Below are 23,102 nucleotides of genomic sequence, written 5' to 3'. Positions count from 1 at the left end.
AAACCTTAAAGCTGATAATCAAAATGCACCACATCCTCCTGGATCCCACCCGTCGACCGGTAAAAGTCGATAGCATGCTGGTCTGCAAGATCGGCCTGCACAAAAACAAACTTACATCCATGCCCCTTGCAAAACGACTTGAGCTCCTCTATTAGCCTCCTGCCAACACCTTTGCGCTGCCATGCTACTTCAACAGCCAAATCGTATATATAAACTTCAGGGGCAGCATAATATATGGAAGGCATCATGTAAGCTGTCATTCCACCAACTACGTTTTCATAATCGTCAAGCGCACTAAAAAAAACGATCTGCTGATTTTCCAGCAAGGTTTGCAAATAGGCAACCGATGGCATTTCAAAATTCTGCATTTCAAATACCCGCTCATATACCCCAACCAGGGCCAATAGCTGTTTGATATCTGAAGATTCTAATTTCCGATAAGTAATTTTCATAAACGTATAACGTAAATTCCCGGACTACCCACCAAGATACTAATACATTTCTATTTTGAGATGATTTCAGGACTGCTGATTGTTTTAATGATAAACCTGTTTGTCAGTTCATTTTCATCAGGAAATCCGCAATCAAATTTAATGGTATGCTTTCCAGACTTAAGGCGTGGAATGGGCTGTTTTAATGCAATTTCGTTCTTAAAACTCCCCTTATTATCATAAATTTTAAGAGTTGTTCCATTGCATACAACTGAGTTTCCTGCTTCATATTCGCCCGGCAATTCAAGTTTAAAATATCCATCTAATTCAATCCACGGATTACTGATTACACCTTCTTTTCCCATAAAAGTAAGGGTAAAATTTAAGGGTTGTTCTGCATTACCATTTACAAACTGCCATTCCGAAAAGGTTGGTTGTCCAGGCTGAAGCACCTGCTTAGTATGTTCAAATTTGAATTTTTTAAATGGATATAGTTTCCAACCCTGGTTATTATGTTCCAGATGAAAATCGTTTTCCGGATTCTTTAATCTTGTCAATTGATCAGGAGAGAAAATTTTCTTTTTATAAGCATCCTGCCAAAGCTTGATCAGAGCTAATAGCTGAGTAGTATTTGGATTTTTTTGCAAATTTTTATAGCGTGCAACCAAAGCAAAACCTGCATGGTAACCGGCAGCTCTTGCCATCATCCATTCGATGTCATCTGCCGTTGTTGTTGAAGAAAGTAAAAACCATCCCAGCATATTAGGCATGTAATTTCTTTCCAAAAAAGGTTGGTTTTCCAAACGAAAATCTCCCTGGGATTCACGAAATCCGCCATACCATGGTTCTCCCCAGTTCCAATAATGACAAATATGCCAATAATAATGACTGGAACGACTTGTGCCGTTAACCAAGGTCTGCTTGGTATCCTTGAAAACCTTTTCGGCAAAAGCCTGCATACCATAATCACCTTCCCCCGAGGATAGACATCCTTCATGACCATCAAAATCCATTTGGCTAACCCCAGTTTCAGTAAAAAAACGACCTAAAATCCCTGCAATTTCCTGTTGAAGGCTAAAATTTGTAAAAAGCGTGTTATAGGGATAATCCATCATCATCCCTACTGCTGCCCCTTTTTCCTGAGCGGATGCTTTTGTTCCATAAGCACCTCGCTGGCAATCCAACAATTTGAATGGGCGTTCTGATGTCACTTCACGGAAACGGATAATTTCTTCACCGATTTGAACAGCATGTAATGTACTTGGCTTTATGTTCTTAAAATACTCATTAGATTCAACAACAATTTCAGTAGCAGACGATGTGATGTTTTCTGTTAGGATGGAGGAACCAGTTAAAGCAAGGCGCTTGTCGGGCAGCGGTGTAACATAAGGATCATTCGTATTGATAAAATTACTAAGTGTGTGTACACCTATACGAATCCCTTTTTTTGATGCTTTATCAACACAAACTTTCATTCCCGCATTCCCATTTGGGAAACTTGCAGGATTTAAAACAAAATGGCCCCAGGATTGAAACGGACTTTCATGGTAAACGGACATGAGTTCTGCCTGTTTTGCATAATTCAATAAGGTATCTATATTACTTTCATCAAAATCCGTAATCATGTAGGCCCTCCCGGTTTCAGGGGACTGTTTATGCCAAACCCCGTTAATCAATGGATGTGGAAGCCCCTCGGCAAGCTCAATTGTTCCAATACGAGATAGCACTTGATTTTCGGAACATCCAAAAAGGGCAATCTTTGAACCTATTGTAGTTTCATTGGGTATTGCATTAACCGGCATATTCGGATATTGATTCCAAACCGTGATTTTGCGGTCTTTTGATCGATCCAGACTGAATGCCTGTAAACTACTCCCATAGGACTGACTAACCGCCACCGAACCTCGCGAATAATCCGCCCCTTCAGCATTTTTTAAAACACCTCCAATGGTTTTTACGTTTAATGATTGAAGCCCGATCGCATATTCACCATCACGTACCACCCCAACCACTTCTCCAATCGTTTGCCCAATAATAGTTGGATATGCGCCCCAGACAACTGCATTTACTTTATCTTTTGTGTTCAAACGAATTAATTCGAAAACAAGGTGGGTTTTCTTTTGGACAACTTTTATTTCTGCGGAAACCTTGGCCTTCATAAAATTCAGGATAATGACACCTGATTTACTATTAAATACAGCTTGAGCCGGCTCTTCCCATTCCTCGGCGACACGAACACTTAATAAAGGGGCCTTTTCTCCGATAGCAAGGTAATTTTTTCCAGTCTTAGGATTTAGCATTGCGGCGACCTGACCAGTCTGGGAAATGYTGAGGCTCAGATCGTCTGTTTTTAGATTGATTTGCTGCGCAGATGCATTAAAAAATTGGACCAAAAGTGTAAAAATAACCAGGACTGTTTTTTTCATGAATAAAAAGGAATCTAATTTATACTTCGGTTTTCACCAGTAAAAGAAATGAAATTGAATAAATAATAAAGCTAAAATATAAATTGAATCCCTGATAAACTATTCAAATTTTGACACTTGTTGATGCTTTTTTGACCTATGGCGCTGAAGTTATGGCTTTCAATTTTGAACTTTTTGAACAAGATGCATATCAAAAGWTTTTTGTTTCTTTTGCTTTTCGTAATGGCAAAAGCGCCGGCGTGACCCAGGCTTGAAATCTTACTCAATTTTTTGGTAAGCCACCGGATAGCGCTTTCTGAACATCGCGTAGGTCGCACTGACCATCACTAAGGCTACCACGGCATCTGTGGCTGTCCCAACACCAATGACGGCTACTTTTGACCCGAATGCGAAGATAATATCAAAGAAGATTCCGGCAAATACCCATTCTTTTAATCTCAGCAATTTGTCGGGAATCAGGAGCACGATGACGCCCGATATTTTAGCCACCCCCAGCAGGTAAATAAAATGCGCAGGGTAACCAAGTTGCTGGGTAATTTCCCAAACCAAAGCATTTTTGGTCAGTTCAAAGAATCCGCTTGCACCGAACCATAGGGAAGTTAAAACGATGCCGATCCAGAAGGTTATGTTTGTTGTTTTAGTATTCATGATTTCTATATTTATGTACTGTCTTACTTAATTGTTTGCAATTTATTTTACCTTAATGTCTTTAAATTCGCCGGCGGTGAATATTGCCCTGGTGGCGCTGTGTATGACGCTGCTTTTTCTATCCTGCAGCAGACCGATGATTTCCCATCCTGTTGCGCTGTATGCTTTGGGTAGTTCAATGCTAATCTGGCCTTTTTCGGGTTGATCCAGCTGGAAAGTCTGTAAGCTCCTTACAATCTGCACATGACTCAATGTACGGCCTTCATTTTCCCCACGTTTGATCTGATGAACTGCGTTCTTTTGAACGATCGCGATCAGCAGTTCATCGTCAGTTGTTTTTCCGGTTACCTGGTAATCGAGGCTCATTTTTGCGCCCTGCTGCTTGCCCTGCAGTTGCAGTGTGTTGACTGCGCTACCGCTAATGCCACTTGCTATGGCATAATTCATCGCTGACGCATTGGAACCTACGAATTCCGTTTTACCATTAACCACTACTTGCGGTGTGTAAACCTGTGCGCGAAGCTTGCTTGCATACTGATACTGACGTTTGCTGTAATCCGGATTGCTAAACACATCACGCCAGCCCTGGTTATCCCAGTAATCTACATGGTAAGACAAAGCATAAACGGGTTTGTCTCCGGCTTCGCGCTGCACTTTAGCCAATAGCTCGTCTGCTGGCGGACAGCTGGAACAGCCTTCGGAAGTAAAGAGTTCGAGAACGACGAAGCCATCCCCTTTTATCGTTTGTGAGATAGATGATTTGGAGGCCATTGATCTATTGGCCAGGGTCGCGGTCAGCAATAAGATGACGGCTAATGCGCAAAGCATGGTGAGTTGTATCCTTTTCATAATTTGAATCTTTAATTTGATCCAAACTTAGGGACTAAGGATACCCAAAAACAGGAGATTCGGATTGAATCGGACAATTGGGATCGCCACATAGACAGGGCGCCCCTTCAATTGGATTGTTGTTAACGGTTCTCCATCCAGGATAAGAAAGAGGTCGATTTTTCTTTATTGATAAGCAGTTTATCCGGAGTTTCGATTACCAATTTCACATATAGCTTACGCAGGAAATAATGCTCAATCTCCTTAATTGCACTGAAGTTGATCAGGTATTGTCGGTTCACCCTAAAAAACTGCTTTTGTGAAACCGAGCCGGTAACCTGATCCAGGGATTGGTTCAGGGAAAATTCTTGTCCGTCGAAGCACATGATCGAAGTGGACTCATTCCGGATGTAGAAATAGGCGATTTGTGCGATCTGTACTGTGGTATATTTCTGGTGCTTGAATACCAGGAAACTCGTCTTCTCCGCAGGTTGAACCATCTGGATCAGCAGGTCGCTCAGATCCGGAATCGTCTTTTGCTGAAAGAAGTTTTTCAGGTCATCCACTTTTTTCATGGCCCCGGCAATATCTTCTTTTGAAAATGGCTTCAGCACGTAATCCACTCCGTTACGCTTAAAAGCCTCAAGCGAATACTCGTCAAAGGCTGTACAAAAAACCACCGGGCAGCTAATTGTTACCGATTTGAAAATCTCAAAGCTGAGGCCATCTGCCAGCTGAACGTCCATGAAAATCAGGTCGGGCTGTGGTCCTTTGGATAACGCCGCTACCGACTCTTCTATACTTTGGTACGCGCCCGTGATTTTGGCATTGGGTCGGAGTTCCCGGAGTATATTTTCCAATGATTTGGCGGTTCGTAATTCGTCCTCAATGATGATGATGTTCATAGATTAATGGAAGTTTGATTTGAAATAATTGCTGGTCGTTCAGGATCTCCACTTTCCTGTCCAGCAAATGACTGTACTTGAGTTCAATATTTTTGAGACCAACTCCCAGAGAGCTTTCCTCATTATTCTTTAGCTGTATCTGATTCTCCACTACCAGCATTCCTGCTTCGCGGTAGATACTGATGTTTAATGGCCGATGTAAGGAGACGATGTTATGTTTCAGGCAATTCTCCACAAGCAGTTGTAGGGTAAAGGGCGGAATAAGCGTTTCCAGCACTTCATCATCCAGTTTGCTGGTAAATATAAAACCATCATCAAACCTGGCCTTTTGCAGGAAAAGGTAGGCGTTGAGGATATCCATCTCTTCACGAACGTGAATGAGATCCAGCTTGCGGCTCTCTAAGGTGTATCGGTAAAAGTTAGCCAGTTTCAGGATGAAATCTACCGACTGCTCATCATTGCTCTCCACCATGGCTTTCAGGGTATTCAGACTGTTGAAAAGGAAATGCGGATTGACCTGTTGTTTGAGCAGGTCATACTGCGCGCTGAGGTTGTCGTTTCTGAAGCGCTCCAACTCCATATTTACGTGTTGGTTCTCATAGTTCTGCTGCAGCAGGTTTAAAAACATATAGAAGACCAKGTTAATCAAGATCCCCCGAACCTCTACCATCAGCATCGTGGGGCCAAATTCAATATGGGAAAGTATTAGCTGCTGGATATAAGCCAGTGCGAGCATTACAGCGAGTCCGAATAACAGGGACTTCAGTAGTTTACGGTAAGAGATCTGCTGACCCTGGGTCTTATTGCTTTTTCGCGAAAGCATATAGATATTGAAGTACCACATCGTTACCGCAAAAGCCGCTGTGATACCTGCATTCACCGCAGCTTCTAAAAGATTGAACTGATGGGAAGCAAGTTGAGGCACTGAAGACAATACCCCCAGCACGATAGAACTGCTCCATATAATGGTATTTGATATCTTGAAATTCATTTTTTTCATGGATAAGCCAGGTGAGGTTAATCTGCCATTCTTATTTTTTCACGATGCTGCTTGCCCCACCGGATCATCTCCAGGATAATGGCCCCAAAAGAAAGGCAATAGTCTGTTTCACTGTATTCGACCAGCACTGGTGTTGAGGGTGTGACGGTTCTTTTGATCAGTTTATTGGCTTCCATATCCTTCAATTCCCTTGAAAGCATCCGGGTAGTGATACCCGGAATGCTTCTTTGTATGTCGCGAAAGCGCCTGTTCCCGTTACAGATCGAATTGATGATCATTAGCCTCCATTTTCCGCCCATGACGTACATGGTATCCTGCAGTGCCTGGATTTCTTCCTTTTGATTTCTGGGATCGGAAAGTATTTCTCCCGACTTACGGATAAGTTCTTCATTACTCATGATGTACTACTGGTTAAGGATTGCTTGCAAGATACTAAGATACGAAAGCTTATAAACTCATTCCCCCGTCCATCACGATTTCCGCACCGGTGATAAAACCGGAAGCCTCTCCGGCGAAATAAGCCACCATTTTAGCAACATCATCCGCAGCACCTATTTTCCGGAGCGGAATGCGCTCAATCATCCAGTCATCCAGGCCTTGTCGGCTGGCCTGGTCAAGCCCGAGTTTATTTAGAATCTCGGTCTGCGTTGGTCCTGGACTTACCGCATTCACACGTATCCCCCGCGGAGCCAATTCTACAGCTGCGATCTTCATTATTGAGTTCAGCGCCGTTTTGCCCGAGCTGTAGATAGAGGAGTTGGCTCCGCTCATGCTCGCCACGTTCGAGGAGAGGAAAACTACCGACGCACCATCATTCAGAATTGGAATAAAGCGGCTCAACGTAAAGTATGCTCCCTTAAAATTGACATCCATCACATAGTCGAAATCCCGCTCGGTTGCATTTTCAATCCCTGCACCTGCCAAAACTCCTGCATTAATGAACAGGATATCGATCCTGCCAAATTGTGCGCTCACTTTTTCAGCAAGTTCTTCAATAGCCGAGACCCGGCCCTGATCACTCACAAAACCGTTTACACCCAGGTCTGCAGCCGCTTTTTGCAGCGCATCTTCGCGTCTTCCGGTAATGATGACTTCCGCGCCCTGTAATTTTAATTCTTTCGCAGTCGCATATCCGATGCCACTGTTCCCTCCTGTGATAAGGGCTATTTTTCCTTTTAGCGTTTCCATATTTTTCTATTGTAAATTTGAACAAAAGTAAAATGCATTTGGTATAATTTTGTTACCAGTATAATCAATGATACCAGATAAACCATTATTCCTGACATCATTCCGACAATACCATAGCATCATTTTATTTGTTCATATCCAGTGGTTTATACGGCTACTGAAATTTCTACATTGATATTGTTTCTGCTTGCTTTTGAATAAGGACAGGTCTGATGAGCAGCTGCTACGATGCTGGTTGCTTCTTCAACAGAAAGACCTGGGAGGTTAACCTGTAACCTGGCCTGTAAGGCAAAGCCCTCTTCTCCTGTTCCCAGGTCAACTTCAGTGTCTACAGAGGTTCCTTCCGGAAGTTTGATTTTTGCAGCAGCGGCATTGTGTTGCATAGCGCCGATGAAACAGGCAGACCAGCCGGCAGCGAACAGTTGCTCGGGATTGGTACCTTTGCCAATACTTCCCGGAGTAGACAGCTCGATGTCTAAACGCCCATCTGTGCTCTTTGCTTTACCTTCTCGACCTCCGGTGATGTGGACTTTTCCAGTATATAATACTTTAGTGATTGCAGATCCGCCAGTGGCGGTTAAAACTGTTTGATTTTTCATTGTATTTGAATATTTAAATTTTTGAATGATGATGATTGTGAGTTATTCATGTTTATCGGGCCCATGTGGCAACCTCAAGGATAGCATCCGCGAAAGCTTGCGGGGCTTCCTGCGGAAGGTTATGGCCAACGCCACCGTTAATGTTATGGTGTGCATATTTTCCTTTAAAGCGAATGGCATAGACGCTCGGATCGGGATGCGGCGCTCCGTTGGCATCCCCTTCCAGGGTTACTGTAGGCACGGTAATGTAAGGAGCAGTAGCGAGTTTAGATTCCAGGGCATCATATTTAGCTTCTCCTTTAGTGATCCCTAATCTCCAACGGTAATTGTCAATCACAATTTGTACGTGATCAGGGTTTTTGAAGGATGCTGCAGAACGGCTATAAGTCTCCTCGCTGAATTTCCAGGTGGGCGAAGCCGTCTGCCAGATCAGTTTATTGAACTCAGCGGTATGTGCCTGATACCCTGCCTGGCCACGATCTGTAGCAAAGTAGTACTGGTACCACCAGGACAGCTCGGCTTGTGGTTTAAGCGGCGCCCTGTTACCAGCCTGGCTGCCGATCAGGTAGCCGCTCACAGAAACCAGTCCTTTCACGCGCTCTGGCCATAATGCGGCCATGATATCTGCGGTACGTGCACCCCAATCAAATCCGCCGACGATGGCATTTTTGATTTTCAAAGCATCCATAAAGGCAATCATGTCCACGGCAAGGGCAGATTGCTGACCGTTACGTGGCGTTGCAGCAGACAGAAAGCGCGTGCTGCCATAACCGCGCAGGTAAGGGATGAGCACCCTATAGCCTTTAGCGGTCAAGATTTCGGATACCTCTTTGTAACTGTAAATGTCATATGGCCAGCCATGAAGGAGCAGAACGGGCTCACCATTGGCCGGACCCGCCTCTACATAACCAATATTGAGTACACCTGCCTTTATTTGTTTGATGTGATTAAAAGGGTCCTCGAGCTGCCTGAGCGTACTGTTCTCAGCTATCGTGATTGGTTTTGCTGTAGCTGAAGAAAATAAAATCAGCTGTAGCGCTGCAAATATAAAGGCTAGTCTTCCTAAGCAGTGGCGAGGGGATATAGATTGATCTTTCATTGTATTTTATAGTATTTGTTGATTGATAAGGTAAATTTAGTGCTGCCGGGACCTGAGAAAAATCATAACCGGGCTGAAGTAGACAAGCTTAAACGCCAACCAGGCATTTGGGGGGTCGAACGTTTAAGTTCAATTTACTCCGATGGTCGTTTTTTCTTTTTCAACTGAATGGTGATCATACCGCAGCTTTGTGGATCCCGTTCAAATCTCGCCGTTGATATTGCGAGTACGGAAGCGAAGGCGATCATAGCTGCCGCAAGCCGCCTCCTGATTTCAACTGCCAGGTCCCGGGCCGAAAATAAGATGATGCTAATTTTCATAATTACTGTTTATTAGGTGATTTGATACCCCAAAACTACCAGGACAGGCTATGAAAAAACGAGTAAAAAACCTTGGGTCAGACAAATCGGGCCATGACCCAGACAGCCTGGTGGCTGAATTTTCTCCGAAAGCAATCTTCAAAAAAATCCCCCAAGGGATTTTCGATTTGGCTTCTTTATAGGAATATATTAAATTTAGCAACGACCAACTTACAAAGCCAGTTAGCATCCCCACCGTTTATGAAATTTTTTGTACTATTTATTTTGTCTTTCCTATTGGTATCTGCCCTACCATTTCTCTGGAATCAATTTTCATTTGTTAAAGCAGGCTTTCCCTTTCCCTACCTGCAAAGAATGACCTTTGAGAATTCAGAATTCACATCCACAACAATCTCGTTTGTAAGGGTAAATTTTGCGTATGATTTGATTTTAGTAGGGATTTTTGTTTGGGCATTCTATAAATTCAGCGCAACCATAAAAGGTAACACTTCATCTAAGCGTCCTTTTGAGAAATAAATGAATGAGAAAAACCTTAATTTTAATTTTAATTGCAATCGCCACAATTGCCTCAATTTATACCCTGGTCCATTATATTAAAATGGATGGATTTTCATTCTCCTGGATTCTGAACTTCATGTTGATGTTGTTTGTGGTTGTTTTTACCGCAGTACTAAAAAGTCCACTTGGTTCTTCCTACTTTAACGAAAAGGAATGGGAACGGAGAGGAAAAACATATGAATATCTCGGAATTAATTTTTTCAGAAAATTATTGGTTTGGATTGGCTGGGAAAAGGTGATCAGAAAATCAAACCCCATAGAAAAAAACACCAAAGCTTTAGTGAATTTGCATTATCAGACAAAAAAATCTGAACTAGACCACTTAATTATTCTGCTGATCGTCCTGGGGTTTAATGTTTTTGTGGCATTCGAATATGGAGTGCTCAAATCTTTATGGTTACTCATATTAAATGTCTTACTAAACCTTTATCCCATTTTCCTTCAACGATATAATCGGCCAAGAATAAAACGAGCTATAAATTTAAGCAAACGAGCTATCTAATTTGATCGCCTCTTTTAAAAGCTTTTTTATTGGATTTTCATCAATTTCCTCTGCGGTTTGATAGATTTTGTAAAAAATTTGCTTGTTTGTTCCATGAGACAGAAAGTGATCATAGTCATTTAATTTATGCCCATACCAAAAACCTAAAAGAACGCCTTTTTTGATACCTCCCCTGGGAACAGTTGAAGGCCAAATAATACATATCCCTTTGTTGCCATAAAAAAACGGAACATTGTATGAGATTTTCTCTTTACAGTATTCGGGAAGGGACTCAATAATTATCTGTCGCAATACGTCGACAATTATTTTTTCTTCTTCAGGAAGGATAGYAAACAGATCAACAAGGTTTCTGATTTTCATTGGAATTGGTTTTGCTACATGTATTGCCTATTCAAACTCAGTGATAGATTATTTTTTCAGCGATCCTAAATGCTTATAAGTATTGAGCAGCACACCTGTTGGTGTGGTCGATGTGCTAACGAATTCGAGCTCACGCGCGTCAAAGCTGTCAGAAAGAATGCGTTTGCCTTTACCCAGTAATACCGGGTATACAATCAGGATAACCTCATCTATCAATCCCGCGTTGAGTAGCAAAGGTGTCAGTGATATACTTCCGGAAACGACCAGATCGGGCCCGTCGGTCAACTTGAGTTTGCGAAGCTCCTCGATGAAATCTTCTCCAAGATCTTTCACTGGTCCCCATTTAAGGCTTTCCGGTCTGTGCGTCACTACGTGTTTGGTTGCAGCGTTTATAGCGTTCGCCATCGGAAAGTCTCCGGCATTTGGCCAATAGCCCAACCACTCATCGTATGTGCGTCGGCCAATTAGCAGGTCAAAACCAGGACCGTATGCGTCAAGAAGCATAGCCAATCCGTCAGGGGTCCGGTATGGTGCAGTCCATGCGCCATATGCATAGTTTTTGTCGTGCTCAATCACGCCGTCAAGCGAGATATGTTCGAAAATTCTGATCTTTCTCATTTTGATGCTATTTAGTATAATGATGATTCAAATTTAAAGAGGACAGGCTACCTGTGTGAGGTGTAATTGCGACAATATGAGGGTGTTTTTCTCCTCTAACGCGCAATATCCTTTAACACCCAATCCATCTCCAGGTCCTTATTTGCTAAATAATCCTCAATAGTGTAGGAAATTGATACATCAGGCATTAATCCACGCCCGTCAATGTTTGTAATGTCACCAAAATAGGCCGGCATGTTGCCATAAGCGAGTGAAAGTTTACTGGTGGGAAGCGTCATATTTTTGATTATCCCTGCAGTCCAGACATTTTTACTGCCTCCGGTTTCTTCACCAACAAAAGTTACGTTTTTTAGGTTTCGCATATTTGCTGCCAGTAAACTGGATGCCGAAAAACTACCACCATTTATAAGTACATATATTTTGCCTTTAAATATGCTGGTATCAGGTGTAACAATGGGATAATTTAATTTAGATGCCTTTTTAACCCAGTCCCGTATTTTTGGATTATCATACAGTAACTTTTGCCGGCTTATTTCTGCCGGAAGCTTGTAGAAATAGGTTGGCGTATCTATTAAGAAACTATATATACTTGATGCCCAACCGATTTCTCCTCCGGTGTTTCCGCGCAGGTCTATTATTAATGTTTTTAATTTTCTCTTTTGAATGTCCGCAAAAATACCGTGATACCCTTCATAATTAGCGCCATTAAAAAAGGTCTGGAGTTTAAGGTAGGCAATGCTACTATCAGCCGTTAATAATTTATACGCTGTATGTGGGGGCAGGGCAACACTACTGCTATCATAACCAGGTTTTTGAAAGGCATTTAGTGTGATTTGTTGCGTACCTTTATTGGAACTGAGCTTAAAGTTCAAAGGTTCCCTTTTCGGATATAAAAAACGATAACGTTCTGCAAATAGGCCGCCGTTCATCAGGAACTCTTTATAGGTAGTATTATAACCATCTGAGGTAATGTAGTGGCTCAAGCTATCTATCAATTTAGCGGCTGGAACATCATTAATACTTAAGATCTCTGTACCCTTAGCTATTGTGGAATCGACAGATAAATTTTCGCTGATAAATAGCCTGTGTGCTATTACCCGGTAATTAAATTGATAAATAGGGTGCTGTAATGTTGGCTTCTTTAAAAATGCAATATCAGAGGCGGTAAATTTCGAGTAGTCTATGTTGATGGTTAAATGACCATCGCCGATATAACTGATAACGCTTAATAGTTTAACATATAGACTTATGCTGGTAAGTGGTTGTTTTATGGTCATCCTTAAACTATCAAATTTATGGTCAAGATCTTTTTTACTGATATATAGATAAAGATTTGGATTTTCTTTTTCTAATGTGTTTTGCACGAGGTAAACATCTTTTTTAAGATCAGCGGGTTGATGCAGTTTTACAGACATTTCATCAAGATATTGCGCTTTACTATACGTACTTAAGAGTAGCAGGCAGATAACTGAGATAAAATAATTCATCGACAAAATGGAATTTATTAAAGGTAATAATTATGGCAGTTTTTTAATACATGGACTTTGTTATCCACAAAACTGTATCGGCGCTCCGCAAGTTGCGGAAAAATGCAACAGTATAATAAAACGAGCTAATCAGTAAACTACTGTAAATCAACCCCGTGCCAAAACAAATGTAGTTAGGCATTATTATGTAGCATACTCTAAACATAAATAACAAGAATATTTAATTGAACTTTAATATAGTAATTATGAAAAAGATCATTTTATCAGCAGCAATTTTAGCTGTAGCAGGATTAACCTCAGTAAAAGCAAGCGAAATCAAAAATCCAGTGATGATTAGTGTTCATCAGGATAGTACAACCAAAACTCCGGTAGAATTAAAAGATCTTCCAGAACCAGTGCAAAAAACTTTGCAAACAGATCCAGTTAAAGAATGGACTCCAACAGCTGCATTTTTGGTAACAAATGCAGATAAATCAAGCTTTTACCAAATCGATGTTAAAAAAGGTGAGGAAACATCATCTTTGAAAATTGACAAAGACGGTAAAATAGTACAATAACATTTCATCTTAGTCAGAACCCCTGAATAGTTCTGATAAAATATAATCACAACAGCATTCCCTTAGTGATTGAAAAGGGCTGATGATGATTGAAAGGGGCTGCTTTTAAGCAGCCTTTTTTATGCATATATATTCCGATTAAGTGTTTACCAAAGATGACTACTTCACAAAATCAATACGCTGCACCAGATAGGCCTTTCCAAAGTTAGCTGGATCATGGGTTACTGTAGCTTTGATGAACTTCCATTTTGCTCGGCCTGACTGGTGGTTTAGCTCCCAGTTGTTACGTATTTCTAAAGCATTTTGCCATATTTTCTCCAATTGGTCTTTCACCGTCTGACTTGCGTAAGTGAGTTCCAATTTATCCCGGATATATTCATACTTATCATTCCATTATGCAGCAAAACCTGAATATGGAATTTCCAGATTATATCATAACAATGGAAAAAAGAAGCAATGAAAACCGCATGATCATAAAAGACGTAGATGACTAGTACATATTTTATGATAAATGAAATAAAGTTATTAGACAAAATACACTTGCAGAAGTATTTGCATCTGTTCTCGATGTTAAATTCCGGAAAAATTGAAATTGCCGAGTTCGAACAATTGTTTCTTGAAATCAAATCTCAGGATGAGTATGGGCAGTTGGGAAAGTTTGACGAGAGAATAGGAAAGGTTTTAGATACCCTCTATCTCGACATCAGATATTACTCACTGGCTTACTTGTATGATCCTGATGATTTTGTTAATGTTAATTTAATTAATTTTAATGAATGTGAGTTAATAAGAAGAGCAAAAGAGGCTTTTAAGAAGTTACAGAAACTGCAAAGCGTTAATAAAATTTAAGCTCAAACGTTCAATTTTTTTGCCTTCTTTTTGGGAGGTGCAGATCGTTAAGATCTGGCACTACTCTAGTCCCCTACATATTCGGCTCTGGTCGAACAAGGTTCGAACAATTTCGGTCTCAGCGTGTAGCAAAAGGTGACTATATTATGTGTAACACTACCTGGACCAAAGGCCACCTAAGGCCTGATACTCGATTTTCGGTGACGGCATGATAACCGTGCTGTACAAAACGTTTCTTTTATTTTTCATATCATTTCTAATTGATTAAGCGAAATTACTTTGACATATTTCAGCCTGAAGAGCTTAGATTGCAAATAAAATTGTAAACTTTGTAAATAAAATCTTGACATTATGCATGTTAACCGAAATCTCCTGTCCGGGAAACGCAAGTACCTGTTCGGGTTGTTGCTACTCTTGTTTATTTCTGTAATCTGCGTGGCTTTCAGTAGGAAGGATGGTGACGACTTTGATATCGCCAGGAGAGAAGTTTTGCTACGAAGGCTTGGACATGAGATACTCTTACAGTCGGGCGACAGTACATCAAGAGTGCTTCCGGTAAAAAAGATCGCAGAAAATGAATACCAGATCAGGTTTGAGAATGAGCTTACTTTTCAACCGGACTCGCTGGTGAATACTACTCAGCGCTTGTTGGGCAAAGATCAGCTGGCACGTGATTATGTTGTAAACGTAATGAACTGTAGCAATGCCAGTGTAGCCTATGGATACGCAATATCCAAAAATAAGAAAGATGATATTGTAGCATGCTTAGGAAGAAAACAGCCTAGAGCATGTTACATGATCAACATCAAATTTAAACCGCCGGGCATAAGTGTAGCAAAGAATGAATATTTTTTGGGAGGTCTGTCATTTTTAGCAGTTGTTGGGTTTTTCTTTTTGAGATCTGTTAAGCCTCGGAAGGCCTTACCTAACAGTGGGCATGCTGATATGTTCACTTTGGGCTCAGTGTTGTTCGACGTGAAGAATCGTAAGCTCATGACAAATGGAGAGACAACAGACCTGACCGGAACGGAAACCCGTGTACTGCGCATTTTCGCCTCGTCTCCTAACGAGATTATAGAGCGAAGTCGACTGCAAAAAGAGATATGGGAGGATGAGGGTGTTATTGTAGGTCGCAGTCTGGATATGTTCATATCAAAACTTAGAAAAAAATTGGAAATTGATCCGAATATCAAAATTGTTGTTGTTCGCGCCAAAGGATACAGGCTTGAGATTAGTTCTTAACAAGACTGAATGTATTTGCTGCTGTCGGTATCCAGGAAAAGTACTGCCCCGTTATGTTTTCGTAATACAGTTGACGGAAAATCGCTACATATGGGCTTGGTTAGTGTATTTAACACAGCCTGTGCTTTTGCCTGTCCGGGTACCACACAATTGATAATCTTTGCACTCATTAGAACGGGGATTGTTAATGTTAGCGCCTGAGTAGGTACATCGTCTAGACTAGCAAAACAACCATCATTAACCTGCTGCTGCCTGCAGGGCAAATCTAATGTAACCACCTTTACGATTTCAGGATCACTAAAATTGGCAACGGGCGGATCATTAAAAGCAAGATGCCCATTTTCACCTATCCCCATACAAACGATATCAATCGGATGATTTTCAAGTAACCTCGAATAACGTTTACATTCTGATTGAACGTCATCAACATTTCCATTCAAGTAGTTCACAGACTTAAAATTGAACTTATCAAATATGCGCTCTTTTAAAAAATTCCCAAATCTTTGGGTTGCATTTTCATCCAAATTGATATACTCATCCATATGAAAAGCATTTACGTGCTCCCATTTAATGTCCTCGTAAAAAAGCGCGCTCAAAAATTCATTTTGTGAAGGAGCTGCTGCAAATACGATATTAACGGAATCTTTATTTTTCAAAACAGCATTAATCTCGATGGCGAGCCGGCTCGCTGCCGCAGCTCCCATTAATTTTCTTGACTTGTAAACCCGAAGCTCAGGCATGCTTAACTCTTTTTTTTTCACCACCAGATATAAATTAAATTGATTTTACATATATACTTTTCCCAGACACTATGGTTTGCATAATGTTTACATGATCATCGAAGATGACAATATCAGCGTCCTTACCTGCCACCAGTGATCCTTTTCGATCTCCTATGCCGATTATATTTGCCGGACTAAGAGAAGCCATTTTAACGGCATCTTCCAGGGTAGCATCAGCCATTTCCACCATATTTCTAACCAGCTTATCCATCGTAGCAACACTACCCGCAAAGGCAGTTCTGTCTTTCAATTTAGCCACGTTATCTTCAACAATAACTTCCAGGCCATCACGTCGACTACCAAGAATACTTGGCCCTGGCGGCATACCTGCGGCGCGCATTGCATCAGTAACCAGTGCAGTTCGGTCTGCCCCTTTAATTTTGAGGACAAGCTTAAGTAACGGCGGAGGAAGATGAATGCCATCAGCAATGATTTCTACAGTCATTGCATCAAGCAGATAGGCACTTTCTATCACTCCCGCATAACGGTATGCATTTCGCCTCGAAACACCCGACATACACGAGTAAAAATGTGTAGCATGAGTAAAACCTTTTTCAAATGCCGGCAATACCTCTTCGTATATCGCATTGGTATGTGCAATGGATGGCAAAATACCTTTTTCAGTCAGGTATTGAGCAAATTCTAAGGCTCCCTTAAGCTCAGGTGCTGCACTCCAGCGTTTAATAGCCTTAGAACCCGCAATAATCTCCTGATATTCTGCCGGATCCGGCGCCCTGATATATCTTGGATCTTGTGCCCCTCTTTGCTCCATAGAGAAATATGGTCCTTCAATATGTATCCCTATAAACTGTGCGCCTTTAACATTTCTGACATCGGCAGTTTCATAAACACTTAAAGTATCAAGCAAATCCTGATGCTCACTACTTAATGTTGTAGGCATGAGTGCTGTTGTACCATGTTTAGCGTGTAATTCTGCAATTGCCAGAAAGCCATCCAGCTCATTGTCCATAAAATCGTGACCACCACCACCATGAACGTGTAAATCAATAAATCCAGGTGCAATGTAATTACCCCTTGCATTTATTTCTAATGCCCCTTCTACATGAATATCTGAGGTGCTTACGTCAAGAATCTTTCCTCCTTCAATAATGATACACCCCCCGTTAATTATACGATGGGGAGTAATTATTTTACCATTATATAGCTTAATCTTTTCCATTTTCTTTAGTATTATTTAAGCCTCTTCAGCCTATCCAGCAATACCTTGATTTTCGCATTTCTAAGCTCATTTTCCTGAGCAATTTCTGAAGGGTACATGATCTCTGAATTGAGCGCTATAAACTTCTTATCCAGTTCTTTAGTAGGTAGCGCTTCAAGCTCAGGAATTAGTACCTTAAGCTTTTCGGCGGTCATTTCCGGAGCATTTGCCCGGGATTCTATCGACTGATAAGTAAGATATTGTATACGGATGGCTGCCATTAAGCGGTAATGTTCAAACTCTTTTGCATTTTTAACGGGCTTAAGCTTCAGGAGTATAGCAGATGCTTTTTTGGTACTATCTAACATTTGATCAATACTTAAATCCGTATTGATCGGTTTTCCTTGTGTAATCTCGAAAGGAACCGCCGAAACCGCTTTCCAAAACGCATTAGCACTGTTTTCATCAAAACCATATTGCGATTTGGCATAACCGTAAATGAACTTTTCTGTATCAAGTGCCTTCCCGGACTTTATGGATTCAAGAAATGCCGCGATAAGCATATTAAATCCGCTGATAGGATAAACACGTCGGATTGCATAAAGATCTACGATATCCCTGGTGGTTTCAAACACGGGAGAATACAATCCGGAGGTAGACCAGGAAGTCATAATGATGCCTTTGTAGCCCAGCTCTTTTGCCAACGGAACAAAATCAGAAATATTTTTAAAGTGTTTTCCCCATTGGGTGAGAAAGTAATTATCGGGATGACTCCTTATTGATGGTGCTCCCCATACTTCAAAACCACTATGCATGAGTTTTTCATGGTCACCAAACATATTGATGTCCCATCCATAATTCCAGTCGATAAAAATGGTCTCTTTTGGTAAACCCTTTAATGCCTCCGGATATTTCAAAGCGATGTCTGCCCAAAGTACCGGTCTCTTACCCAATCCAACTACAACATCGCAAAGCATTTTGATATAATCGCCATATAGCCTTCCGATACCGACTGCTTTAATCTTCTTTTTGGATTCTTCTGAGTGTCCCAGCAGATAAGTCTCATCACCACCAATATGGATATAAGGAGAATTATGTGTAGAAATCAAGTCCTGATAAAGCGTGGTAAAAAGCTTTTTAGCCTCAGCCTCGCGAATTGGATTGACCTGAGAGTAATCTTTCTGATCTTCTCTCAGGTCTTTGTATTTGGGATTTCTAAGAATGTATTCAACATGTCCAAAGCTCTGTTGAAGTGGTATGACATCAAGTTTTATAGAAGCACCGTAAGCAATAAAAGCCTTTACTTCATCTCTTGTATAAGCAAAACGATTAGGAATCAAAGGTTCGTCCTGAAAAGGATAAGTTGCCTCCCATTCCATAACCAGCGTATTAATGCCACCCTTAACCAATTGCAGCGCAAGTTTTCTAAGAGCGGGCATAGGAATGGCCTGAATGCGCAAATCGAGATGAAATCCCCTTACCGGAAATGGTGAAACCGGATCGTTTAACCCTTTTTGAAATGCATTTGCATAGTCAAAAAATGTAGTTAAAAGCATTACAAGAAATACTGTTCTTTTCATAATTTATATTTTTGTTCGGACTTACTGATTTAAGCAAATGCCAGGCAAAATCTATTTAATTGCGATATCCAGGCTGATGTCTGATTTAAAATACCCTCCGTTATGATCTCTTGCCTCAAAAATGATCTTATCCGTATTGCCCGATCCCCCATATAGGTATTTAATGGCTCCTTTTGCAATATCAGCCTGCGAAAAAGAGGCATTTGCAGCAAGCGGAATCCCATATTTAACTAAGAATCCGGCCGTAGGAACCTGTTTTACGGAGTAGGTAATGTTATGATCAGTTGTACCTTCCATTTTCAAATTAGCCAATGTTAACGGTGCAATCTGCTCAAGGGCAGAAACATTAAGCACACTTACCTTGCCGAGTGTTAAAACTGTTTGCGGTGGAGAACTAATAGTAATATAAGAACTGTAAAGTCCATTAGAGAATTCCCTTGGGCGAACCTTAATAAAATTATCAACATTGTGTTTTAAAAACACGTTGATAAAGGTTTCATTATTTGCGTAAAGCTGACTAACTGCTGAGGTAACATCAAAAGAAACCCATCCAACTGTTTCTCCGGGAATAGATAAAGTTGACATAGGAACAGAATTGTAGGTCGGAGCATTGTTCCAGGTGATTGCATTTTCCGCCCAATCTTTATTTTCACCTAAATGTGCAGAAAAGGAGAATGTGGTAGCAGGCGTTAACCCTGTGGTATACACATAAACATACATCTTTGCGGCGCCAATTTTGTCGCCAAAGCTTGGTTTTTCCAGTGGGTACTGCATTACACCAATACGACCAACAGTAGCATCTGCGGAACTTACCGCTTTTAAATCTATGGTTGCCACATCGTTGAAATTGGCATTTGAGTTACCAGAACCGCCGCGAACGTAAACGTCTTTAGCCACATTGATTTTTTGTGTAATCACATTCCCCCCCTCATCGGCCTCATCCGGTTTATCGTCCAGCAACCTGTAGAAAGTAAACTGAGCAGTAACCTGGGCTACGCCGTTGTTAAATTCCAGATCCTGCGACCGTACCACTGCCGCCGTGGATCCTAATGTTGAATTCTGATTAATTCTCAGCACATATTGATCAGATGCGTTTGATGTTCTGGAGTAGTAAATATAGTTTCCATTAATGGTTTCTATTTTTCTTGTCTCATCAAGACTAAGATCAGTGGATTTTAATTTCCCTTTTATGATCAGATCGCCCAACAGGTTTTTAAGAATAATGGGAGGTACCTGATCAACACTGGTATACCCTACCGTTGCCAAAAGCTGTTTAACCGCGGGATTGGTGAGCAGTACCATAGTATAATCCTCGCTTTTACCCAGCATATCCATCAAGCCCGAACGTTTCACTGCTGAAGCAAAGAGATCAAGTTCGGTTAAATCTGAACTGTGGTCTGCAAGTAGAAACTGTTGTATGGTTTGCTCCTTAAGGTTAGCACCTGCATCAGTTCCGTTACTATCTTCATTTTTCAAAAGCTCGAGTTTGCCACAACTTACAATTGTGAGCACACACATGCAGAGAAAAAGTACTTTTGGGTAAAGATTTAATTTTTTCATCTTTAAATATTTTTTATTGGTAATATGAATTTTGATCCAACAGTGGGTTTAATCTGATTTCGGTAAGGCTTAATGGCCACAGGAAGTTTTCAGTCTGACTAAGGCCATTGATGGGCTGCATTACTTTAATGGCCTTGCCTGTACGTACCAGATCAAACCATCTCTTGCCTTCGTAACAAAGTTCTCTGGCACGTTCATCAAGGATAAGATCTTCTATTTGATCGGTGGTAAATCCGCTGTAAGAATCTTCCGCATATGGCTGGGCCCCGGCTCTGCTTCTGATTTGATTTACCAGTACCATTGCTCCGGGAATGTTGCCGGTTTTATTGAGTGCTTCAGCACGTAACAACATGATATCGGCCAGGCGATAAATGATAATATTCTTATCGTCCTGCGTACCACGCACAAATCCAGATTTCTCAAAGAATTTTACGATACCCGAATTGGTATCGAAATTAATCTTTGAACGCAAATCCGTTGAGCTGAATTTACTAGATAGGTAACCACTGGCTTTGAAGAACGGCTGGAAACCAAGATCACCATATACCGTAATCAAAAATGATCGTGTGGCCCGCTCCGCAAAATTGTAATCGATTTCGAAAATTGATTCATTAGAAGCTCCTTTCGTAAACATCTGCGCATAAGCAGTATTGTCAATTAATGCCGGATTAACATTATAATCTACCGTTGACGAGGCACTATAAAGTGAGGCAAGTGAATAGGTTGAGCTGGTCAGAATTTTCTGTGAGGCCACAAGTGCATTCTCATATTGATGACGCCACATATAAAAATCAGTATACAAAGCATTAACTGCACCTAATGTAAACTGGGCCCGGGTTGCCGGAGCCGTTGTATAAGATGCAGGGATTGGCGCTAATGCTGCAGAATCAAGATCTGCCTGGATCTGGGCGTACACCGCAGCAGTATCTGAACGTGCAATGCTTACATTTTGTTTCGCATCTACAAAGGGTTCAGTTACCATGGGTAATTTACCCCAAATACGGGTCATGTAAAAGTAACAGAAAGCGCGAATGGCAAAGGCCTGCCCTCTTACACTATTATATTCAGCAGCTTTCCCTAAATAAAGTCCTTTACCCTTCATTTCCAAAGTGTTCTTTAGGATTAAATTACTTTGATTAACAACCTGATAGAAACCACTCCAGTTTGCAATAGGCAGACTTGAGTTGAGGTTGTTTGTTAACAAATTCAAGGTCTGCGAGCTCAATGCCAGTGGATTTATGACTACATTATCAGCCCTTCCTTCGCCGTATAAAACAGACTCCGGCGCCATTGCTCCTTGTAAAAGGTTGTATGCACCATATAAAGCTGCCGTTGCCTGAGGCGTTTCGGTCCAGAAATTCGAACTGGAATAAGAAGTTGTTGGATCGATTTCTAATGCCTTCTTACAGCTGGATAAGAAAACCAAGGTGATCAGCATAAAGCTGTATATTTTATAATCTCTTCGTTTCATAGTATTAAAGACTAAAGTTCAATGACAAATTATATGTTCTGGTTCTTGGGAAAGATCCACGATCTACACCAACGGCAAGTGCATTAGTTGATGAGCTGACCTCGGGATCATATCCGGTGTAAGAACCAAAGGTTAGCAGGTTGACTACCGAGAATCCTACAGTAGCATTGTTTATTTTTAGCTTGTTCAATACTTTCGTCGGAATTCTATAATTGAGCGCAAGATTTTGAACTCTGATAAATGAACCATCTTCTACAAATCTGCTTGAGATGGCATTGTTTAACATCGGGTCAGTTTTAACCAATCTTGGAACATCTGTTACATCACCCGGTTTTCTCCATCGTCTAAGCTGATCGGTGGTGAAATTCTGATCATATGGTGTAGCATCCAGGTTTCTTTTAACCTCATTAAATACATCATTGCCAAAACTGTAGGTGATTAATGTAGAAAGCGTKAATTTTTTGTAATTGAATTCGTTTTGAAAACCTCCAGTAAAATCAGGATTTGGATCACCAATTACCTGCAAATCGGAATCGTTAATGATACCATCGCCATTTATGTCCTCCCATATTACATCTCCACCTTTATAGATCGATCCATTTGCGGATCCCTGACGATAAGGAACAACAGCTCCGGCTGCATCCCGCTGATATACATTATCTGTGTCATAAGCATACACGCCCAAAGCTTTAAGACCGTAAAATACGCCTGCAGTTTCCCCTACCCTTGCCATATTATAAATATTTGGACGATAATCCTGATTGCCAGGAAGAGACAGTACCTTATTTCTGTTTAGTGAGAAAGTGAATGTAGAATTCCATTTAAATTCCTGGTCTATGTTAACCGTTGAAAGTGTAAATTCAAGACCTATGTTCTCTAAACTACCGAAATTGGCAGGAACTGTAGCATAACCTGTAGTGCCCGGAACAGCTA

At 41.1% G+C, this 23,102-nt stretch carries 24 protein-coding genes and 1 pseudogene; 4 read left to right on the top strand and 21 right to left on the bottom strand.

Features of this window, described 5'->3' with window-relative positions:
• Positions 1-5 precede the first annotated feature (5 nt).
• From AC1DG9_RS03815 to AC1DG9_RS03765, 11 genes are all read right to left on the bottom strand, one after another.
• Positions 6-452 carry a GNAT family N-acetyltransferase gene (locus AC1DG9_RS03815; RefSeq protein WP_337715799.1) on the bottom strand — a complete coding sequence of 149 codons (447 nt, stop codon included), beginning with the start codon at positions 450-452 and terminating at the stop codon, positions 6-8.
• 50 nt (positions 453-502) lie between these two features.
• On the bottom strand, positions 503-2,857 hold the full coding sequence (locus tag AC1DG9_RS03810; protein WP_477634320.1) for a hypothetical protein: 2,355 nt from the start codon (positions 2,855-2,857) through the stop codon (positions 503-505).
• Positions 2,858-3,115: 258 nt separating this feature from the next.
• Positions 3,116-3,505 (bottom strand): DoxX family protein, encoded by a 390-nt coding sequence (locus AC1DG9_RS03805; RefSeq protein ID WP_172660888.1) that lies wholly within the window; start codon positions 3,503-3,505, stop codon positions 3,116-3,118.
• Positions 3,506-3,547: 42 nt separating this feature from the next.
• Complete coding sequence (locus AC1DG9_RS03800; protein ID WP_477634327.1) at positions 3,548-4,276, bottom strand: DUF1223 domain-containing protein; 729 nt, start codon at positions 4,274-4,276, stop codon at positions 3,548-3,550.
• A gap of 200 nt (positions 4,277-4,476) precedes the next feature.
• Positions 4,477-5,193 carry a LytR/AlgR family response regulator transcription factor gene (locus AC1DG9_RS03795; protein WP_337715804.1) on the bottom strand — a complete coding sequence of 239 codons (717 nt, stop codon included), beginning with the start codon at positions 5,191-5,193 and terminating at the stop codon, positions 4,477-4,479.
• A 25-nt stretch (positions 5,194-5,218) separates the two neighbouring features.
• Entirely contained in the window at positions 5,219-6,082 is an 864-nt protein-coding gene (locus tag AC1DG9_RS03790) for a sensor histidine kinase (protein ID WP_477634319.1), read from the bottom strand.
• A 173-nt stretch (positions 6,083-6,255) separates the two neighbouring features.
• Entirely contained in the window at positions 6,256-6,636 is a 381-nt protein-coding gene (locus AC1DG9_RS03785; RefSeq protein ID WP_172660892.1) for a winged helix-turn-helix transcriptional regulator, read from the bottom strand.
• A gap of 49 nt (positions 6,637-6,685) precedes the next feature.
• Positions 6,686-7,426, bottom strand: coding sequence for an SDR family oxidoreductase (locus AC1DG9_RS03780; protein ID WP_337715808.1), 741 nt, complete (start codon positions 7,424-7,426; stop codon positions 6,686-6,688).
• Positions 7,427-7,572: 146 nt separating this feature from the next.
• Positions 7,573-8,025: an organic hydroperoxide resistance protein gene (locus tag AC1DG9_RS03775; RefSeq protein ID WP_337715810.1), complete on the bottom strand. Its 453-nt coding sequence runs from the start codon at positions 8,023-8,025 to the stop codon at positions 7,573-7,575.
• Between the two features lie 52 nt (positions 8,026-8,077).
• Positions 8,078-9,124, bottom strand: coding sequence for an alpha/beta fold hydrolase (locus tag AC1DG9_RS03770; protein WP_337715812.1), 1,047 nt, complete (start codon positions 9,122-9,124; stop codon positions 8,078-8,080).
• A 134-nt stretch (positions 9,125-9,258) separates the two neighbouring features.
• Positions 9,259-9,444 carry a hypothetical protein gene (locus tag AC1DG9_RS03765; RefSeq protein ID WP_337715813.1) on the bottom strand — a complete coding sequence of 62 codons (186 nt, stop codon included), beginning with the start codon at positions 9,442-9,444 and terminating at the stop codon, positions 9,259-9,261.
• Positions 9,445-9,964: 520 nt separating this feature from the next.
• Between AC1DG9_RS03765 and AC1DG9_RS03760 the strand changes: the two genes are divergently transcribed.
• Positions 9,965-10,504, top strand: a complete 540-nt coding sequence (locus AC1DG9_RS03760) for a glycosyl-4,4'-diaponeurosporenoate acyltransferase CrtO family protein (protein WP_337715815.1) — start codon at positions 9,965-9,967, stop codon at positions 10,502-10,504.
• Here AC1DG9_RS03760 and AC1DG9_RS03755 read toward each other — a convergent pair.
• The 3 genes from AC1DG9_RS03755 to AC1DG9_RS03745 form a co-directional block, all read right to left on the bottom strand.
• A complete protein-coding gene (locus AC1DG9_RS03755) occupies positions 10,484-10,864 on the bottom strand; it encodes a DUF1801 domain-containing protein (protein WP_477634318.1) in 381 nt (126 codons plus the stop codon). The two genes, AC1DG9_RS03760 and AC1DG9_RS03755, sit on opposite strands and share 21 nt — an antisense overlap.
• 48 nt (positions 10,865-10,912) lie before the next feature.
• The gene (locus AC1DG9_RS03750; RefSeq protein WP_337715818.1) at positions 10,913-11,440 is read right to left on the bottom strand and encodes a dihydrofolate reductase family protein; all 528 of its coding nucleotides are present in this window, start codon (positions 11,438-11,440) and stop codon (positions 10,913-10,915) included.
• Positions 11,441-11,577: 137 nt separating this feature from the next.
• Positions 11,578-12,969, bottom strand: coding sequence for a S41 family peptidase (locus AC1DG9_RS03745; RefSeq protein ID WP_337715820.1), 1,392 nt, complete (start codon positions 12,967-12,969; stop codon positions 11,578-11,580).
• Between the two features lie 245 nt (positions 12,970-13,214).
• On the opposite strand from AC1DG9_RS03745, the gene AC1DG9_RS03740 reads away from it, so the two are divergent.
• Positions 13,215-13,526, top strand: coding sequence for a hypothetical protein (locus AC1DG9_RS03740; protein WP_048903995.1), 312 nt, complete (start codon positions 13,215-13,217; stop codon positions 13,524-13,526).
• A gap of 159 nt (positions 13,527-13,685) precedes the next feature.
• Here AC1DG9_RS03740 and AC1DG9_RS03735 read toward each other — a convergent pair whose 3' ends face one another.
• On the bottom strand, positions 13,686-13,886 hold the full coding sequence (locus tag AC1DG9_RS03735) for a hypothetical protein (protein ID WP_172660901.1): 201 nt from the start codon (positions 13,884-13,886) through the stop codon (positions 13,686-13,688).
• Positions 13,887-14,012: 126 nt separating this feature from the next.
• Here AC1DG9_RS03735 and AC1DG9_RS03730 point away from each other — a divergent pair, with 126 nt between their 5' ends.
• Positions 14,013-14,375 carry a colicin immunity domain-containing protein gene (locus AC1DG9_RS03730; protein WP_172660902.1) on the top strand — a complete coding sequence of 121 codons (363 nt, stop codon included), beginning with the start codon at positions 14,013-14,015 and terminating at the stop codon, positions 14,373-14,375.
• 351 nt (positions 14,376-14,726) lie between these two features.
• Positions 14,727-15,617, top strand: a complete 891-nt coding sequence (locus tag AC1DG9_RS03725; protein ID WP_337715822.1) for a winged helix-turn-helix domain-containing protein — start codon at positions 14,727-14,729, stop codon at positions 15,615-15,617.
• On the opposite strand, the gene AC1DG9_RS03720 is transcribed toward AC1DG9_RS03725, so the two are convergent.
• The 6 genes and pseudogenes from AC1DG9_RS03720 to AC1DG9_RS03695 form a co-directional block, all read right to left on the bottom strand.
• Positions 15,614-16,378, bottom strand: a complete 765-nt coding sequence (locus AC1DG9_RS03720) for a glucosamine-6-phosphate deaminase (RefSeq protein WP_337715823.1) — start codon at positions 16,376-16,378, stop codon at positions 15,614-15,616. The two genes, AC1DG9_RS03725 and AC1DG9_RS03720, sit on opposite strands and share 4 nt — an antisense overlap.
• A gap of 13 nt (positions 16,379-16,391) precedes the next feature.
• Complete coding sequence (gene nagA / locus AC1DG9_RS03715; RefSeq protein ID WP_288879689.1) at positions 16,392-17,579, bottom strand: N-acetylglucosamine-6-phosphate deacetylase; 1,188 nt, start codon at positions 17,577-17,579, stop codon at positions 16,392-16,394.
• 11 nt (positions 17,580-17,590) lie between these two features.
• Positions 17,591-19,138, bottom strand: coding sequence for a family 20 glycosylhydrolase (locus AC1DG9_RS03710; RefSeq protein WP_337715825.1), 1,548 nt, complete (start codon positions 19,136-19,138; stop codon positions 17,591-17,593).
• A gap of 51 nt (positions 19,139-19,189) precedes the next feature.
• On the bottom strand, positions 19,190-20,698 hold the full coding sequence (locus AC1DG9_RS03705) for a CBM96 family carbohydrate-binding protein (protein WP_288879684.1): 1,509 nt from the start codon (positions 20,696-20,698) through the stop codon (positions 19,190-19,192).
• 13 nt (positions 20,699-20,711) lie between these two features.
• Entirely contained in the window at positions 20,712-22,169 is a 1,458-nt protein-coding gene (locus AC1DG9_RS03700) for a RagB/SusD family nutrient uptake outer membrane protein (protein WP_288879682.1), read from the bottom strand.
• A gap of 4 nt (positions 22,170-22,173) precedes the next feature.
• Positions 22,174-23,102, bottom strand: a pseudogene (locus tag AC1DG9_RS03695) (SusC/RagA family TonB-linked outer membrane protein); the annotation flags it as partial.

The organism is Pedobacter sp. 05L430, assembly GCF_056397585.1.
Note: the sequence above shows the minus strand (reverse complement) of the source record. Positions and strands in the feature narration are given on the sequence as shown.

Bases quoted from the DNA above. Each gene is read 5' to 3' on its own strand.
- nagA (WP_288879689.1), bottom strand. From the start codon at position 17,579: ATGGAAAAGATTAAGCTATATAATGGTAAAATAATTACTCCCCATCGT.
- AC1DG9_RS03700 (WP_288879682.1), bottom strand. From the start codon at position 22,169: ATGAAACGAAGAGATTATAAAATATACAGCTTTATGCTGATCACCTTG.
- AC1DG9_RS03775 (WP_337715810.1), bottom strand. From the start codon at position 8,025: ATGAAAAATCAAACAGTTTTAACCGCCACTGGCGGATCTGCAATCACT.
- AC1DG9_RS03765 (WP_337715813.1), bottom strand. From the start codon at position 9,444: ATGAAAATTAGCATCATCTTATTTTCGGCCCGGGACCTGGCAGTTGAA.
- AC1DG9_RS03710 (WP_337715825.1), bottom strand. From the start codon at position 19,138: ATGAAAAGAACAGTATTTCTTGTAATGCTTTTAACTACATTTTTTGAC.
- AC1DG9_RS03770 (WP_337715812.1), bottom strand. From the start codon at position 9,124: ATGAAAGATCAATCTATATCCCCTCGCCACTGCTTAGGAAGACTAGCC.
- AC1DG9_RS03805 (WP_172660888.1), bottom strand. From the start codon at position 3,505: ATGAATACTAAAACAACAAACATAACCTTCTGGATCGGCATCGTTTTA.
- AC1DG9_RS03760 (WP_337715815.1), top strand. From the start codon at position 9,965: ATGAGAAAAACCTTAATTTTAATTTTAATTGCAATCGCCACAATTGCC.
- AC1DG9_RS03785 (WP_172660892.1), bottom strand. From the start codon at position 6,636: ATGAGTAATGAAGAACTTATCCGTAAGTCGGGAGAAATACTTTCCGAT.
- AC1DG9_RS03705 (WP_288879684.1), bottom strand. From the start codon at position 20,698: ATGAAAAAATTAAATCTTTACCCAAAAGTACTTTTTCTCTGCATGTGT.
- AC1DG9_RS03725 (WP_337715822.1), top strand. From the start codon at position 14,727: ATGCATGTTAACCGAAATCTCCTGTCCGGGAAACGCAAGTACCTGTTC.
- AC1DG9_RS03740 (WP_048903995.1), top strand. From the start codon at position 13,215: ATGAAAAAGATCATTTTATCAGCAGCAATTTTAGCTGTAGCAGGATTA.
- AC1DG9_RS03815 (WP_337715799.1), bottom strand. From the start codon at position 452: ATGAAAATTACTTATCGGAAATTAGAATCTTCAGATATCAAACAGCTA.
- AC1DG9_RS03745 (WP_337715820.1), bottom strand. From the start codon at position 12,969: ATGAATTATTTTATCTCAGTTATCTGCCTGCTACTCTTAAGTACGTAT.
- AC1DG9_RS03800 (WP_477634327.1), bottom strand. From the start codon at position 4,276: ATGGCCTCCAAATCATCTATCTCACAAACGATAAAAGGGGATGGCTTC.
- AC1DG9_RS03780 (WP_337715808.1), bottom strand. From the start codon at position 7,426: ATGGAAACGCTAAAAGGAAAAATAGCCCTTATCACAGGAGGGAACAGT.
- AC1DG9_RS03730 (WP_172660902.1), top strand. From the start codon at position 14,013: ATGACTAGTACATATTTTATGATAAATGAAATAAAGTTATTAGACAAA.